The sequence below is a fragment of the Streptomyces sp. NPDC001135 genome (genome assembly GCF_053598395.1).
In genome coordinates, this window is sequence record NZ_JBSFKD010000018.1 from 19,170 (window position 1) to 34,874 (window position 15,705).

A 15,705-nucleotide genomic window follows, 5' to 3' on the forward strand; every position below is an offset into this window, starting at 1 on the left:
GGCGACCGGCATGAACTCCACCAGTGCGGCGGCGACTTCGGCGACCGGGACCAGAGCCGGCGAGGTCCTCGTCGCGCCCGGTGTCACCATCTCCTACGACGATCTCGGTTCCCCCGCGGGGATGCCGGTCCTGTTGGTCCACGGGCACCCGTTCAACCGCAGCATGTGGCGTCCCCAGGTGGCCGCGCTCGTTGACGCCGGGTACCGGGTGGTCGTCCCCGACCTGCGCGGATACGGGAAGAGCACGGTCGTACCCGGTGTGACGCCGCTGTCGGACCTCGCACAGGACCTCGCGGACGTGCTCGCCCGTCTCGGGACGGAGCGGGCCGTGGTGGCCGGGCTGTCCATGGGCGGGCAGATCGCCATGGAGTTCCACCGGCGCCACCCCGAGCGGGTGGCCGCGTTGGTGCTGGCCGACACGTCGCCGGTCGCCGAGACCGAGCAGGGCAGGAGCTCTTGCGACGCCCTCGCCGATCGGCTGCTGGCCGAGGGCATGGACGGATACGCGGCCGAGGTGATCGACAGGATGATCGCCCCGCACCACGTGACCGGCCTGCCCGAGGTCGCGGGGCACGTCCTGGGCATGATGCGCGCCACCGCCCCGGCCGGGGCCGCGGCGGCCCTGCGCGGACAGGCCCAACGGCCGGACTACCGCCGTACGCTGCGGGACGTGCGGGTACCGACCCTCGTGATGGTCGGCGCGGCCGACACCTGCACGCCGGTGGAACAGGCCGAGCTCATGCACGGGCTCGTCGCCGACTCGGCTCTCGCCGTCGTCGACGACGCGGCCCACTTGCCGAACCTGGAGCAGCCGGAGCGGTTCAACGCCGCGCTGCTGGCCTTCCTCGACGCCCACCGGACCGCACCGGCGCCCCCGCACCCGCTGCTGGAGTACCTTCGCGACGCCGCCGAAGGACGCTTCCCACCCGCCGACGGGACCGTCACGGTGCTGCCCGCGCTGCCCGGCGGCCTGGAATGCTCGGTCGCCTTCACCGGCCACGCCGTCGTCGCCACCGCGCTGCCCACCGCACAGGTCCACGCCCACGAACCCGACGGCTACGGCGGCTCCCTGTCCCCGGACTTCCTGCGGGCCCTCGCCGGACCCACGGGCCGGATCGGAACCGTCGACGCCACTCTCGTGCACCGCGGCTCCGGCGGCACACCGCGTCTGACGCCGCTCACGGACGCCGACGACCACCCGAGGGTGCGGTACGCCCGGCGACTGCGCTCCGGAGTACGGGTGTTCGGCGACGAGCGGGGCCTGGTCACGCTCGCGGCCGGACTCGCCGGGCGTACGGAACTCAGCATCGAACTGCGTGAACCCGCGGACGCGGGCCGCGGGCACGGCCGGGCGCTGCTCGCCGACGCCCTCACCCTGGTCCCGGCGGGCGAGCCCGTCTACGCCGCCGTCGCCCCGGGCAACGCCCGTTCCCTGCGCGCCTGCCTCGCCACCGGGTTCACCCCGATCGGCGCCGAGGCCGTCGTCCGACCCCACCGGAGCCAGCCATGACAGCACCGCACCCGCATGCCGCGGTGTCCGCCGTGACACGCCGCAGCTACGACACGGTGGCCGAACGCTACGCCGCCGAGATCGGCGACGAACTCGGGGGCAAGCCCCTCGACCGCGCCCTGCTGGACGCCTTCGCCGAACTGGCCTGCGACGGGCCGATCGTGGACGTCGGCTGCGGTCCGGGCCACGCGACAGCCCACCTGGCCCGCCGCGGATCCCCTGCCTACGGCGTCGACCTGTCGCCCGCCATGTGCTCCGTCGCGCACCGCGCCACCGCCCTGCCGTTCGCCGCCGCGGACATGACCGCGCTGCCGATCCGGTCGCGGACGATGGGCGGCATACTGTGCTGGTACGCCGTGATCCACCTGACTCAGGCCCAACGAGCGGACGCCTACAGGGAATTCGCCCGCGTACTGCGCCCCGGCGGCCACGCCCTCCTCGCCTTCCACACCAGCGACAGCGAGACCCGCCCCGGACAGGCCACGCACCTCACCGCATGGTGGGACCGTCCTGTCGACCTCACCTTCCGCTTCCTCGACCCGGTCGCCGAAACAGCGGCCCTCGCCCAAGCGGGCCTCATCCTCACCGCACGACTCGACCGAGCACCGCACCCCGGACACGAGCACCCCAGCCGGCGCACCTACCTCCTGGTACGACGGCTCCCCTAGGGCCGGCGCGGCGGTACCGTCACCGGCGCCCGCTCAACGTTTCCGCCGGCGCCCGCCCCGGCCACCGGCTGCCCCGGCCGCCACCGCGCCCGCTGCCGCCGTCGCCGTCTGCCGACCGGGCCGGTCCGCCGAGACCACCACGGCCGCCAGGGCCGTGGTGACCGGCACCGACGCCACCAGGCCGATGGATCCGACCAGCGTGCGCACGATCTCCTCGGCCACCAGCTCGCTGTTGGCGACCGTGCCCACCCCGCTCTGCGCTATGGAGAAGAGGAGAAGCAGGGGCAGGGCAGCGCCCGCATACGCGAGGACGAGGGTGTTGACCACGGAGGCGATGTGGTCGCGGCCGATGCGGATACCCGCGCGGTACAGCCCGCGCCAGCCCATCGACGGGTTGGCCTCGTGCAGCTCCCAGACGGCCGAGGTCTGGGTCACGGTCACGTCGTCCAGGACACCGAGGGAGCCGATGATGACACCGGCGAGCAGCAGACCGCTCATGTCGATCTTCGGGTAGAGACCGTGGATCAGTCCGGTGCTGTCGTCCGTGTTGCCCGTCAGGGCGGCCCAGCCGATGAACAGCGAGCCGAGTACGCCGATCAGCGACAGGGAGGCCAGCGTGCCGAGCACCGCCACCGACGTGCGCGCCGACAGGCCGTGGCACATGTACAGGGCGATCAGCATGATGGCACTCGAACCGACCACCGCCACGAGCAGCGGATTCGAACCCTGCAGGACCGCGGGCATGATGAAGAGGTCCAGCACCAGGAAGCTGATGGCCAGGGCGACCAGTGCCATCACGCCGCGCAGTCGGCCCACCACCACGACCGCGACCGCGAAGACGCCTGCGAGCAGTCCCATGGGGAACCGGCGGTTCACGTCGGTGACCGAGTACTGCAGGTCCTTCGGCGCGGAGGGTTCGTAGGCGACCACGACCTTCTCGTCCTGGTGCAGCTGCCGGGTCTGGTCCGGCTGCACGATCTCGGTGAAGGTGCGGCCCTTGTCCTTGCCGGTGTCGACCCGGATCGTGGCCTTGTGGCAGGTGCCGTGTGCCTCCTGCTGCGCGGAGGTGCCCTCGGCGGTGGAGGTGTCGCCGGTCGGGGTCTCGCCGGAGGCGTTCACCGACTTGCAGCTCACTTCCAGGACTCTGGTGACCGTGGCCTGCTGTGTCTGCTGGTCGAAGCCGACGCCGGTGCGTTTGTGCGGTGGGGCACCGCCCGGCCAGAGAACCACGAGCCCCACGACGACGGCGGCGGTGAAGGGGATCAGGATCGCGGCGATGACCTTGCGCAGGTGCCGGGAGACCGGTGCGGCCGGCCCGTGGCTGTGACTGTGGCCGTGTCCGTGACCGCCGACGCCTGTCGCAGGGCCGTGGCCGGGGGCATGTCCGGTGTCGCTCGCACGGGTGTGGTCATGGCGTGTGGCCGCAGGGCCGGGGACATGGGCCGTGCCGGCGTGGTGTCCGTGGTCGGGGTGAGGCGCGGACCCGTGAACGTCCCCGTACACATACCCGTGTGCGTATGCGCTCGCGTGGCCGTCCCTGGCCGGGGGCGGGTTGCCGACGCCGTTCCAGTCTCCGGCACCCTGCCGGTCAGCGGCTCCCATGCGCTCTCCCTCGCGGTTGTCGTGCCCCCTCCCGAGCCGGGCCCGCCGGTCGGCTCTGAGGAAGGGTACGGGAAGGCTGTGCCGTGGTCTCAGCCGTGATCACCGGGAGCACACCGGTGGGCCCGCGCGCACCGTGCCTGGATCACGGCGCGGGTCACCAACTGCTCTTGGTCACGCCGGGCAGCTCACCCGCGTGCGCCATCTCGCGCACGCGGATGCGGGACAGGCCGAAGGCGCGCAGGTGGCCGCGGGGGCGGCCGTCCACGGAATCGCGGTTGCGCAGGCGGGTGGCACTGGCGTCGCGGGGCTGCCGGCGCAGTTCGCGCCGGGCGGCGGCGCGTTCCCCGTCGGACGTCCGGGGCGACGAGATGATCGCCTTCAGTTCGCGGCGGCGTGCGGCGTAGCGGGCCACGACGACGCGCCGCCGCTCGTTCTCCGCGATCTTGCTCTTCTTCGCCATCAGACCTTCCCTCCCCGGGCGCGGACGCGGGCCACGGCGGCCTCGATGCCGATCGAGTCGACCGTCTTGACGCCCTTGGCGGAGAGGGTGAGCCGGACATGGCGGCCTTCGCTCGGGAGCCAGTAGCGCTTGCGCTGGATGTTCGGGTCGAAGCGCCGCTTGCCGCGCCGGTGCGAGTGCGAGATCTGATGGCCGAAGCCGGGCTGTCGGCCGGTGAGTTGGCAGTGGGCGGACATGTTTCCTCCTCGTCTGGTGGCAGCACAGTAGCTTAAATGAAAATGAAAACCAATCTCGTGTATGGTGCTGTCCATGGCCCGTAACGAACTGCGCCCGATCATCAAGCTGAGGTCCACCGCCGGCACCGGCTACACCTATGTGACCCGCAAGAACCGCCGTAACAACCCCGACCGGCTGACCCTGCGCAAGTACGACCCGGTCGCCGGCCGCCACGTCGACTTCCGTGAGGAGCGCTGAAAGCCGTGAAGCCCGGAATCCACCCCGAGTACCGCCCGGTCGTCTTCCGTGACCGGGCCGCCGACTTCGCCTTCCTCACCCGGTCGACGGCCACCAGCGACAAGACCGTCGAGTGGGAGGACGGCAACACCTACCCGGTCATCGACGTCGAGATCTCCTCGGCGAGCCACCCCTTCTACACCGGCACCCAGCGGGTCCTGGACACCGCGGGCCGGGTGGAGCGCTTCGAGCGGCGCTACGGCCGTGCAGGGGGCAGGCGGTGAGCGGGGACCGGACGCGGCTGCCGGTCGCGATCGTCGCCGGGTTGCACGCCGACGCCCGCCGGGCCGCGGTCGAGGAGATCCTGCGTACGGTCCCCGGCTCGGTCGCGCTGCACCACGACCTGACGTCCGCCGCCGACAGCACCGTGCACCGCACGGTACGAGACGCCGGCGGCCTGCTGGGCAGCGGCGACGCGCCCCTGGTCAACGACTGCGCGTGCTGCGCGCTGCGCGAGGACCTGGTGCCCGAACTGCGGCGACTCGCGCAGGACGGCAGGTACCGGCTGGCCGTCGTCGAACTGTGGGACTCCGTCGAACCCCAGGCCATGGCCGGGGTCATCGCCGCCGCGGGTGCACCGCTGGCGCTGACCGGCGTCGCCACCGCGGTCGACCCGGCACTCGTCCTGCCCTACCTGTCCAACGGTGACGACCTGGCCGACGCCGGACTCGCCGCCGCCCCGACCGACCAGCGCACCGTCGCCGACACCTTCGCCCGTCAGCTGGAGTACCCCACGGTGATCGCCCTGGTCGAGGACGGATCGGGTGGGGAGGACGGCGAGTGCGCCGACGACGGCGACCGCGCGCTGCTCGCCCGGCTCACACCCGGCGCACGACCGGTACGGGTGGCGAGGGACGGCGCGCTGGGGGCCGCCCTGCTGGCGGGGTACGACGTGGCAGCGGCCGCGGCCCGCCTGCATCCCGCGTGCGCGCTGCTGCCGCAGGAGTGCGACGAGCACGGCGTGAGCACCGTCGTCTGGCGGCGCGAAAGGCCCTTCCACCCGCAGCGGCTCTACGCCGCGCTGGAGGATCTGACCTGCGCCGCGGCCCGCAGCCGTGGGCGGTTCTGGCTGGCGGACCGTCCCGACACGCTGTTGTCGTGGGACGCGGCGGGCGGCGCGCTGTGCGTGGAGTCGGCCGGACCGTGGCTGGCCGCCCTGCCTGAGGCCGCCTGGGAGATGGTTCCGGCCGAACGTCGCGTCGCGGCCTCTTTGGACTGGCACCCCGAGCACGGTGACCGCTGCCAGCACCTCACCTTCACCTCACCCGGTCTGGACCGTGACGGTCTGCTGGCCCTGCTCGACTCGTGCCTGCTCACCGACGACGAGTACGCGGCGGGCAGGGACGGCTGGAAGGAACTGCCGCACGCCTTCGACGACTTGCTCGACCCGGTGTCCTGAGCCCCGCCCGCCCCATGGCCCGCAGGTCCGACCACGTCCCACAGAGACCGCGAAGACCACACACCACAGACCACATAGACCCACAGAGACCACAGAGAAGGGACCGACCCGACCGTGCCCCGAAACAGGACCACCGGGCGGCAGACGGCCAAGCGGCAGCGCGCCAACCCGCTGGACGCCGCCGGCATCACGTACATCGACTACAAGGACACCGACCTGCTGCGGAAGTTCATCTCCGACCGCGGGAAGATCCGCAGCCGTCGGGTGGCCCACGTGACCCGCCAGCAGCAGCGGCAGCTGGCGCGGGCCGTCAAGAACGCACGCGAGATGGCTCTGCTGCCCCGCAGCTCCCGGTAGTCGGCGCGCGTCAGCAGCTGTGCCGCCCCTGGTGTGCCGGCAGGGCTCTCGGCACGCTCGGATAGGGTCGTCGTCGATGTCCGCTACGTTGACTCGGACATGTGACAGGCGGAGCCAGCATGCAGAGAACAGACGAACGGGCCGAGGTGCCCGAGGCCGTCGATGCGGACGCGGTGCCGAGGGACGAGGCCGCTCCCGGCTGGCTGCGGTTCTGGCCGCTGCTGTTGCTGGGGGCGGCCATCGTTCCCGGCACGGCGCTCTACCTCGTGGGCCGGGGAATGCAGACCCCTGCGATGCAGGCGTGGCGGACCGTCTGCCTCGCCGTGACCGTGCAGGCGCTGCCCTTCCTGCTGCTGGGCACGGCCCTGTCCGGTGCCATCAACGCGTTCGTGCCGGCACATGTGTTCAGCCGTGTGCTGCCACGTCGGCCGGTGCTCGCCGTGCCGGTGGCCGGCGTGGCGGGTGCCGTGCTGCCGGGCTGTGAATGTGCGTCGGTGCCGGTGGCCAACAGCTTGATCGCCCGGGGTGTCACGCCCGCGGCCGCGTTCGCGTTCCTGCTGTCGGCACCCGCGATCAACCCGGTGGTGCTGACCGCGACCGCGGTCGCCTTCCCGGGACACCCCGCCATGGTCGCCGCCCGGCTGCTGGCCTCGCTGGGCACCGCCGCGGTGATGGGCTGGCTCTGGCTGTGGCTGGGGCGGGCCGAGTGGCTGCGGCCCGGCGTGCGGCACAGCGGGCATCAGGAGGGCGGCAGTCGGTGGCGGGAGTTCCGGACCGGCTTCCAGCACGACTTCCTGCACGCGGGCGGTTTCCTCGTGGTGGGCGCGATGGCGGCGGCCACGTTCAATGTGGCGGTACCCCGTTCCGTGCTGGACGCGTTCTCCGGCTCACCCTGGCTGTCGGTGCCGTTCCTGGCCTCACTGGCGATCGTGCTGGCGGTGTGCTCGGAGGCGGACGCGTTCGTGGCGGCCTCGCTGAGCGGGTTCTCACCGGTCGCGCGGCTGGCGTTCATGGTGGTCGGTCCCATGGTCGACCTGAAGCTGATCGCCCTGCAGGCGGGCACCTTCGGCCGGGCGTTCGCGGTCCGGTTCTCCGCCGCCACGACGGTCGTGGCGGTCCTGTCCAGCGCGCTGATAGGAGGAGCACTGCTGTGAAACGCCCGCTGCAGACGGCCTTGCTCGTCCTCGCCGGCATCGGCTTGCTGCGCGTCGCCCTCTTCACCGACCTGTACCTGCGCTACGTCAAGGAGGGGATGCGCCCGCTGCTCATCGCCTCCGGCGCTCTGCTGATCCTGCTCGGCGTGGCGGACGCGGTGTCGTACGGGCGACGGCGCGGAGGTGACGAGCACGCGGACCACGGTGACGGAAGCCACGGGCACCACCACTCCACCACACCCCGGGCCGCGTGGCTGCTGTTCCTCCCGGTGCTGAGCCTGCTCCTGTACGCCCCGCCCGCCCTCGGCGCGTACACCGCCTCCCGCGAAGCCCCCAAGGCCATCACCCACCAGGACGACTTCGACCCGCTGCCCGGCACCTCGCCGCTTCCGATCACCCTCTCCGACTTCACCCGCCGCGTGCAGCAGGACCGGAGCCGGGCCATCAAGGAACGTACGGTCCAGATGACCGGATTCGTCACGCCCGCCCCGCACGGCGACGGCTGGTTCCTGACCCGGATCATCATCTCCTGCTGCGCGGCGGACGCCCAGTCCGTGAAGGTACGGATCTACGGCACCCCGGCCCCGCCCGCCAACACCTGGGTGGCCGTCACGGGCACCTGGCACCCCGGGGGAACCCTGGGTACGGGTTCTGCCGCCGCCGCGCTCGACGCCCGGTCCGCGGAGAAGACCGCCAAGCCGGTGAACGCGTACACCGACGCCCTTGCGCTGACTCCCGCGAGGTGAACCGGCTCCCGGAACGGGGCGACGGGCGGGGGCCCTCACCCTCGGCCATGAGTCAGCCGTAAACCGTATCGGCCGACGATGACCGGCGAGCCCTCGTGGCCGGAGGAGTGAAACCGTGTTTCAACGGGCATGCCCTGTTCGCTCGGCGACAGTGGGGGGTAGATGACCAGAAGCCTCGCCAGGCGACGACGTGAGGTGTTGATACTGGCTTCCGGGCCCGTCCTCGGGGCAGGCGTAGGCGCGGTGACCAACCTGATCACCTCCACCTGGAACTGGTGGCTCTTCGGCGCGCTGCTCCTCCTGGTCTCCCTCGCGGCCGTCGGCGCCGCACTGGTGCCGGGCGGCGGTGCTGCCTCGGGCGGCTCCGACCGGGCCGAGGAGCCCAGCGGTGGTCCGAGCACACTCCCTCCGGGGACCGCGGTGTTCGCCGGCCGCGAGAGCGAGCTCGACCGGATACTGAACGCCCGGCCACCCGCACCGCGGCCACGGGCCCTGGTCTGCCTCGTCACGGGCCCTCCGGGGAGCGGCAAGACGGAACTCGCCGTACAGGCGGCCCACCGTCTTGCCGTGTGCTATCCGAGCGGCCAGCTGTTCGTCGGGTATCGCAGCAACGCCGAGTCGGCCGGTCGACTCCTCACGGAGGACGCCCTGGCCGCCCTGCTGGCCGCCGTCGGCGCCGCCGCGGGAACAGGGCACTTCGATCCGCTCAGCATGACGGGTCAGTGGTTGAACACCGTCAACAACAGGCCGTTCCTCATCGTCCTCGACGACGTGAACCACGCCGGACAGGTGCAACCCCTTCTTCCCGCCTCCCCCCGTGCGATGGTCATCGTCACCAGCCGGACCATGCTCACCGGCCTCGACCCGGACCTCCACCTCGAGCTCGACGCCCTGAGCGAAGAAGGAGCCAGGGCGGTCGTCACCGCCATCCTGCGCCGAGGCTCCCGCACCGTCGACGACACAGTGATCGACGCGATGGTGGCCCTGTACCGCCTGCCCCTGACCATCCGGCACCTCGCCGACCGTATCGTCGCGGAGCAGACGCCACTGGCCCTGCGCACCGAACCGCCCGTCACCCTGAGTGGTGAAGGCACCGAACCCATACTGGCGGCGATCGAAGCGCTGGCGCCGGTGGAGCACCTGGTCTTCCGCCGGATGGCACTCCACCCGGGGCCGCACGTCACCGACGAGATCGCCGCGGCCCTGGCCGACGTGCCCCTTCGGGAAGCGGCGGACGCTCTCGTCCTGCTGCACGAGCACGGGCTGATCATCAAGCCCGACCCACATGGATACGGTCTGCACGACCTGGTGCGAGCGCTGGCACACCGGGAGGGCTCACATCGGGACGGAACGTGTGACCAGGCCCGGGAGCGGTTGTTCAAGTGGGCGGCGGAGCAGCTGGTGGCGGCCAACGACGGCATCCACGCCCCACTCTTCCTCGGGGACCCCCAGGTGATCATGAATGAGGAACAGGCCCTGGAGTGGCTGCATCGCTACTTCGAGGACCTGCGGTCGGTGGCGCGCCTGGCCACCCACCACGCCTGGCCGGAGAGTTGGCGCCTGACGGCCGGGCTCGCCTACTACATGCGCGTGAAGAAGCGGAACATCCATCAGGCGATACGACTCAACCAAGCCGCGCTGCAGATCACACCGGCGTCGGACGAGGCCGGCAAGGCCCACTGCCAGGTGCAGCTGGCGGCCCTGCACCGTGTGTCGGGGGAGTACGGCAGAGCTCTTGAGCAGGCCGAGGAGGCGACAGAGGCCTTCACCCGGCTGGGCGACCGACGCAACCAGGCGCATGCCGCCGCCGAAGTGGCCACGAACCACTACCACTTGGCCGACTACCGCACCGCACGCGCGAGGATGGACAGTGCCGTCACCCTCCACGCGAGCGAGGGCCAAACGCGTGGGAGAGCCAACGGGCTGGGGGTTCTCGGACTGATCAAAAGGGCGACGGGCGACTACCGAGGAGCCCGGGGACACCTCACCGAGGCGCTGACCCTCTACCGTGAGATAGCGAACCATCGCAACGAGGCGTGGATGCTCATCGAACTCGGCGTCATCGACCGGCTGACCGGGGATTACGTCGGCGCCGAGAGGCACTTCGACGCGGCGCTGGGCATCAACACCGGGTTGGGGGACGGGAACGGCCGCGCCTGGGCCCAGCGCGAGATCGGGATCCTGAAGAGGTGCCTCGGTCAGTACGACGAGGCGCGCACCCTGCTGCAGGAGGCGCTGCGGGGGTTCGAGGCGCTGGACAGCCAGCGCAACATCGCCGACGCGGAGGTCGAACTGTGCTCCCTGCACCGCGTGTTGGGTGAACCGACCACAGCGCGGGGGCACGGTGAGAAGGCGCTCCAGATGTACGAGCGCATGCGAAACCGCCGAGGCGCCGCGTGGACGAAGATCGAGCTGGGCGCACTCCATGCCGCACAGGGCGAGTTCGGTGCGGCGGACAGCAGGCTCAAGGAAGCGCGGATGACCTACGAGCAGATCGGCGACCCCTCCGGCGAAGCCCGCGCCAACATGGAGTTGGGCAGACTCGAGCTGAGCCGGGGGCGGGACGAGGCTGCGGGGCCGTACCTCGTCAGGGCCCGGGACCTCTACACCGAGCTCGGCGCGCCACAGGTCGCGGAGGTGCGGAGCCTGCTCGGCGCAGGGTGACACCACCGACCGGAGGCGCAGTGGAGCACATGACGTTCCGCGAAGACGGCCGTGAGATCGTCTTCGAGACCTGGGGTGATCCCGAGGGGCACCCGGCGTTCCTGCTGCACGGCACTCCCGGCAGCCGAAACGGCCCGCGCCCATGCTCGCTGGTCCTCCACCAGCTCGGCATTCACCTCATCTCCTACGACCGCCCGGGTTACGGCGGTTCCACGCGCCTGCCCAACCGGCGTGTCGCTCATGCCGCGCACGACGTGATGCACATCGCCGATCATCGCCCGTGAGAACCGGTCGACGTTGCAGGCCACGCCGGCCGACAACGCGGATGAGCTGCGTGCCGATCCGTTCGCGCTGCTTGGTGATCTCGACGACGAGATGCCGGACGTGGACCGGCGGGTGATCGCGGACGCGGGTGTACGCCACATGATGGGGCGCAACTTCCTGACCGCGGTTCGGTCCCGCAGCCGGCAGCCGCTCATTCTCCGCCGTTGTGGTGCTGCCGGAGGTGCTCGTCTGGCTCGGGGAACACGCCCAGGACGACGCCGCGGCCACGACGGCCTGACCCCGGCGGACTCTCAGACCGGGTGCGGGTCGAGTTCCAGACCCACCCGTCGAAAGCCGCTCAGCCGGACCACCTTCGCATGCCTGCTGCCGAGTTTGGCGCTCAGGACGTCGAGACTCTCGCCGGCCAGTTGCTCGGCTTCGGCGGCACGACCGGCCTCGCGGAGGAGGACCGAGAGGTTGCCCAGGCACATGAGAACCGCAGGGTGGTCCGTGCCGAGACGGTCGCGCAGCTCTCGGTGGGCCTGGCGGTAGTTGCGTTCGGCCTTGGCGGTCTCGCCGAGCGCGGCCTCGGCGTTCGCCAGGTTCACCCGGCAGAGCATGCCGAACGGATGTTCCGGGCCGAGTACGGTCCGCAGTGCGGCGTGAGCCTGTCCGCACGTCTCCCGGGCCTCCGCCGGCCGACCGGTCGCCAGCAGGTTGATGCCGTGATCGACCGCGCACGCGAGCGTGTTGGGATGGGCGTCGCCCCATGCGGCGCGGAACGCTTGGAGCAGTTCGGCGGTCTCCGCGTGGGCCTCCTCGTGACGCTCCGCCGCCGCGAGATGGCCCGCGAGGCCGAGGCGCACCATGAGCGTCTCGGGCGAGGCGTCGCCCAGGTGCCCTCGGTACACGGCCAGGACACCGAGACTGAGTTCCATCGCTTCCGGAATGCTGTCCAGTCGGCGAAGCGTGATCGCAAGCGCCTTCGCCGCTTCCAGGGCGGCTCCTGATGCGACACCGAGTGCGACGGCTGCCTCGTGGGCATGACGCAGTATCTGGGCCGAGTCTTCGTACGCCCCGCAGGACCGCAGGTCCCGGCCGAGATTGATCAACGAAACGAGGGTGTACGGATGCTTCTGGCCCAGCGTCAGCGTGCGGTGGCCGTGGGTCTCCTGGTCGATGGTCCGTGCGTCGAAGCAGTTCCCGGCCAGACGCAGCGCCACGGCCAGGTGGTCCGCCGCGACCAGGGCCTGAGGGTGATCCTCGCCCAGCAGTTCCACGGACCGCTCGTAGGTCTCGCGGCCGACCTCCAGGGCCTGGTGTACCCGGCCGGCGGCCCGCAGGTCTGCGCACAGGCCGCCGGCCGTCATGAGGGTGTGCGCGTCGTTGTCACCGAGAGCCTCGCGCTGCAGGTGGTAGACGTCCTGGTCAACCTCCAGCGCCTGGGCGTACCGGCCCTGCGCTCGTAGCGTGTTGGCGATTTCGAAGCGCAGGTGCAGGGTCCAGCGGTCGTGGGCGCCGGTCTGGTGCTGCCAGAGGGACAGCAGGTCCTCGCCGAGGGACACGGCCTGCGCGTATTCGCCCCGTGCCCGCAGGTACCGCAGCCGCTCGGTCATCAGGCAGCGGATGTCGTCGTCGAGCGACTGCCTGGTCCACGGCGTCTCCAGATGGGGCCAGACGGCTTGGTAGCGCGACCAGTTCCGCGGGTCCTCCACATCACCGTTGCAGGGACGTGCACCGGCGAGCACGTCCCGTACGACCCGCAGGGCCTGCTCCTGCTCCGCCTCGGTCATCGAGGAGCGCACCGCCGCCTGGACGAGCCGGTGCATCCGGATACCGCGTCTGCTGGGGTCGACCCGGGCGAGGGCGTGGCGGCGCAGTTGCTGGACCGCCCGGTACACCAGTGCCGTACCGTCGCCGCCCGGCAGTACTTCGCCGAGGGCCTTGCTCATCTCCCGGCCGTGCACCAGGTCGAAGGAGAGGGGGTCGGCACCGAAGTACGCACACAGCTGCAACAGCCGCCGGGCGACCGGTGAGTTGAGTTGCTGGGAGGAAGGGTTCCAGATCGCGCCGACCCCGAGTGGGTACGCATCGGTGTCGGCGTCCCCGGCCGGCCTGTCCAGCTGCCATGTGAGCAGTGCGAGGTACTCGTCGACGTGCCGGCCGGTCTCGTTGAGCCAGGCGGCGGCCTGGTCGACGGCCAGCGGCAGATCACCAAGCGCCTCGGCGACCCGGTCCGCGTCCTCCGCGCTGATGGCGGAGACCCGGTGCAGGAGGTGAGCGACGCTCTCGGCACGCCAGAAGACCTCCACCTGGATCTGCCGGCCGATCCGGGCCCGGCCCGCGTTGCGGGAGGTGATCAGCACATGACCGACTGGGCTGTCGACCAGCAGGGACTCGACGGACTCGGGGGACGACGCGTTGTCCAAGACCAGCAGCCACCGGTCGTACGGCTCCCCTCGGCGCAGCGCGCCCCGGACCACGTCGGCCGTGGCGCTGATGCCGTCCTGCTCCTCGAGGCCGAGGCGCGGTGCAAGTTCTGCGAACCGGCGCAGCGCCAGGTCACCGGACTCCGCCTCGATCCACCAGACGACGTCATAGGCACCGCGGTAGCGGTGCGCGTACTCGGCGGCGAGCTGGGTCTTGCCCACGCCTCCCATACCGTGAAGGAGGGTGGCGGTGCCGTTGTCGGCGAGAGTGCGGTGCAGCTCCTCCAGCAGGTCGGTGCGCCCGGTGAAAGCCGCGTTGCGCGGGGGAGCGGACCACACGGGTGGCTCCTCGCCGGGAAACCGCGGGCCGGTGACGATGTCGCCCTCGGGGTGCTCGCCCTGAACCGGCTGAGCGTCCAAGGCCCTCAGGAGAGCGTTCCTGGCCTGAACCTCGGTCATGGTGCCCACAGGAAGGGGAGTGCGGTCCGAGAACGGGTGTTCCGGCGGTGAGTCGCTGACCCGGACCGGTACCAGGACACGCCGTGACCCCATCGGGTCGGCGACGGCCACCGCCTCCCAGACGGCCCTGGCCTGCGGTGACCTCTGATAGGCGGCGGACAGCACCGCGACCGTGCGGACGGCGCCGTGCACCCTCCCGGCGATGTCCGCCCGCAGGGGGACACCGGCGCCGCTGCCGTCCTCGGAGCGGGCGTCGCCCACAGTGAAGCCGACCTGGGTGAGGACCCACCTGATCCAGTCGGCCCACATCCGGTCCTCGGGCACATAGCTCAGGTACACATGGGTGGGGCCCGGAGAGCGTCGCCGCACAGCGGCCTCCAGGTAGTGCCGTCGTTGCGTGCCGGTCATCGGGGCCATGAAGGTCACGTCATCCTCGGTGATGACCGCCGTCAGTCGTTCACAGGCCGCGAGGAGAGAGGCCGGGACACCTGGCTCGTCACGGAAGGTCGCGAGGATCTCCTCGTACGCGTACGCGGGTTTGTACGGCACCTCCACGTCGCCCCAGTAGCGGCTCGGGTCGACGTGAGAGGTGCGCTCCAGCGACCGGTCGAACATGAGGCGGACCTTGGCGCGCGCGGCCTCCAACCGGTCCGCATCGGAGTCCTCCACCCGCATGGGGACCGGCAGGATCCGGACGCGGCGGTCCCCGCAGATGTCCGTCACCCGGCGGGCGACGGCCGCCGCGCCCTCGATGCTCTGGTCGTTGTACGTGAAGCAGTTCACCAGGACGTCGGCGAGGTGGATGGTGCAGACGTCGGACATGTCGCCCAGCCCGGACCGGCTGTCGACGAGGACGTAGTCGTATGCGCTGCGGAACCTGGCGCACAGCGCGTCCAGGAACCGGCCGCCGTACTGGTCCTCGTAGAAGCGGTTCCAGTTGAACTGGGAAAAGACGCACGAGTAGGCGCGGTCCTGGCGGCCCGCCGAGATGAAGTCCAGTCGGCCGCGGGCCGGGAAGGTCCACTGCAACGGGGAGACGGCCCTGGTGATGTCGGCCTGGTCGCTGACCCACGCGGTGGCCTCCTCGGTGGCGCCGGGGTGTCCGCTGCCCCACCGGGAGTCGACCCGCAGAATGTGGTCATTGAGGAGGTCCAGGACTCCGGGGCGGTCGCGCAGTGTGTTCGGTTCCAGGAACGGACGCAGGAAGCCGGCCACTCCCGGCGCCTCCAGGTCCCAGTCGACCACCAGGACCCGCTTGCCCTGCGACGCCATGATCCAGGCGGTGTTGGCGAGCGCCATGGTGCGGCCGGTGCCGCCCTTGTAGCTGTAGAACGTCACGATCTTGCCGCCCTCGGGGCGGGCGAGCGGGCCGGTCACGGCTGGGCCTCCTGGTCCCCCTGGGCGTCGGACGCGTCGCTGGAGGACGCGGTCGGGATCGCAGCGTAGCTCGGCCGCGGTACGGGGAGACCGCGCTGCCGGC

The 15,705-nt window shown here is 71.3% G+C and carries 14 protein-coding genes; 10 read left to right on the forward strand and 4 right to left on the reverse strand.

What is annotated here, in order from left to right; genetic code table 11:
- The first annotated feature begins 10 nt into the window (after window positions 1-10).
- Together ACWC94_RS22095 and ACWC94_RS22100 are read left to right on the forward strand one after the other, a co-directional pair.
- Window positions 11-1,510 (forward strand): alpha/beta fold hydrolase, encoded by a 1,500-nt coding sequence (locus tag ACWC94_RS22095; RefSeq protein ID WP_450798583.1) that lies wholly within the window; start codon window positions 11-13, stop codon window positions 1,508-1,510.
- Window positions 1,507-2,178 carry a class I SAM-dependent methyltransferase gene (locus ACWC94_RS22100; protein WP_450798585.1) on the forward strand — a complete coding sequence of 224 codons (672 nt, stop codon included), beginning with the start codon at window positions 1,507-1,509 and terminating at the stop codon, window positions 2,176-2,178. Before ACWC94_RS22095 ends, ACWC94_RS22100 begins: the two co-directional genes overlap by 4 nt.
- A gap of 33 nt (window positions 2,179-2,211) precedes the next feature.
- Here the strand turns inward: ACWC94_RS22100 and ACWC94_RS22105 are convergent, their stop codons facing one another.
- The 3 genes from ACWC94_RS22105 to rpmB all read right to left on the reverse strand — a co-directional run bounded on the left by ACWC94_RS22105 (window position 2,212) and on the right by rpmB (window position 4,476).
- Window positions 2,212-3,780, reverse strand: coding sequence for a YibE/F family protein (locus ACWC94_RS22105; protein ID WP_450798586.1), 1,569 nt, complete (start codon window positions 3,778-3,780; stop codon window positions 2,212-2,214).
- 154 nt (window positions 3,781-3,934) lie between these two features.
- A complete protein-coding gene (rpsN, locus tag ACWC94_RS22110) occupies window positions 3,935-4,240 on the reverse strand; it encodes a 30S ribosomal protein S14 (RefSeq protein ID WP_450798588.1) in 306 nt (101 codons plus the stop codon).
- Window positions 4,240-4,476: a 50S ribosomal protein L28 gene (gene rpmB / locus ACWC94_RS22115; protein ID WP_450798589.1), complete on the reverse strand. Its 237-nt coding sequence runs from the start codon at window positions 4,474-4,476 to the stop codon at window positions 4,240-4,242. Before rpmB ends, rpsN begins: the two co-directional genes overlap by 1 nt.
- Before the next feature lie 73 nt (window positions 4,477-4,549).
- On the opposite strand from rpmB, the gene rpmG reads away from it, so the two are divergent.
- The 8 genes from rpmG to ACWC94_RS22155 all read left to right on the forward strand — a co-directional run bounded on the left by rpmG (window position 4,550) and on the right by ACWC94_RS22155 (window position 11,357).
- Window positions 4,550-4,714, forward strand: a complete 165-nt coding sequence (gene rpmG, locus ACWC94_RS22120) for a 50S ribosomal protein L33 (RefSeq protein ID WP_014150502.1) — start codon at window positions 4,550-4,552, stop codon at window positions 4,712-4,714.
- 5 nt (window positions 4,715-4,719) lie between these two features.
- Entirely contained in the window at window positions 4,720-4,977 is a 258-nt protein-coding gene (locus tag ACWC94_RS22125; protein WP_450798591.1) for a type B 50S ribosomal protein L31, read from the forward strand.
- A complete protein-coding gene (locus ACWC94_RS22130) occupies window positions 4,974-6,152 on the forward strand; it encodes a GTP-binding protein (RefSeq protein WP_450798593.1) in 1,179 nt (392 codons plus the stop codon). The genes ACWC94_RS22125 and ACWC94_RS22130 overlap by 4 nt, the downstream gene beginning before the upstream one ends.
- Before the next feature lie 114 nt (window positions 6,153-6,266).
- Window positions 6,267-6,509 (forward strand): 30S ribosomal protein S18, encoded by a 243-nt coding sequence (gene rpsR, locus ACWC94_RS22135; protein ID WP_450798594.1) that lies wholly within the window; start codon window positions 6,267-6,269, stop codon window positions 6,507-6,509.
- Window positions 6,510-6,628: 119 nt separating this feature from the next.
- Complete coding sequence (locus ACWC94_RS22140) at window positions 6,629-7,663, forward strand: permease (protein WP_450798595.1); 1,035 nt, start codon at window positions 6,629-6,631, stop codon at window positions 7,661-7,663.
- Window positions 7,660-8,409, forward strand: a complete 750-nt coding sequence (locus ACWC94_RS22145) for a TIGR03943 family putative permease subunit (protein ID WP_450798596.1) — start codon at window positions 7,660-7,662, stop codon at window positions 8,407-8,409. The genes ACWC94_RS22140 and ACWC94_RS22145 overlap by 4 nt, the downstream gene beginning before the upstream one ends.
- 243 nt (window positions 8,410-8,652) lie before the next feature.
- A complete protein-coding gene (locus ACWC94_RS22150) occupies window positions 8,653-11,073 on the forward strand; it encodes a tetratricopeptide repeat protein (protein WP_450798597.1) in 2,421 nt (806 codons plus the stop codon).
- Window positions 11,074-11,102: 29 nt separating this feature from the next.
- Window positions 11,103-11,357, forward strand: a complete 255-nt coding sequence (locus tag ACWC94_RS22155; protein WP_450798598.1) for an alpha/beta fold hydrolase — start codon at window positions 11,103-11,105, stop codon at window positions 11,355-11,357.
- Between the two features lie 291 nt (window positions 11,358-11,648).
- On the opposite strand, the gene fxsT is transcribed toward ACWC94_RS22155, so the two are convergent.
- Window positions 11,649-15,602, reverse strand: a complete 3,954-nt coding sequence (gene fxsT, locus ACWC94_RS22160; RefSeq protein ID WP_450798599.1) for an FxSxx-COOH system tetratricopeptide repeat protein — start codon at window positions 15,600-15,602, stop codon at window positions 11,649-11,651.
- Between the last annotated feature and the right edge of the window lie 103 nt (window positions 15,603-15,705).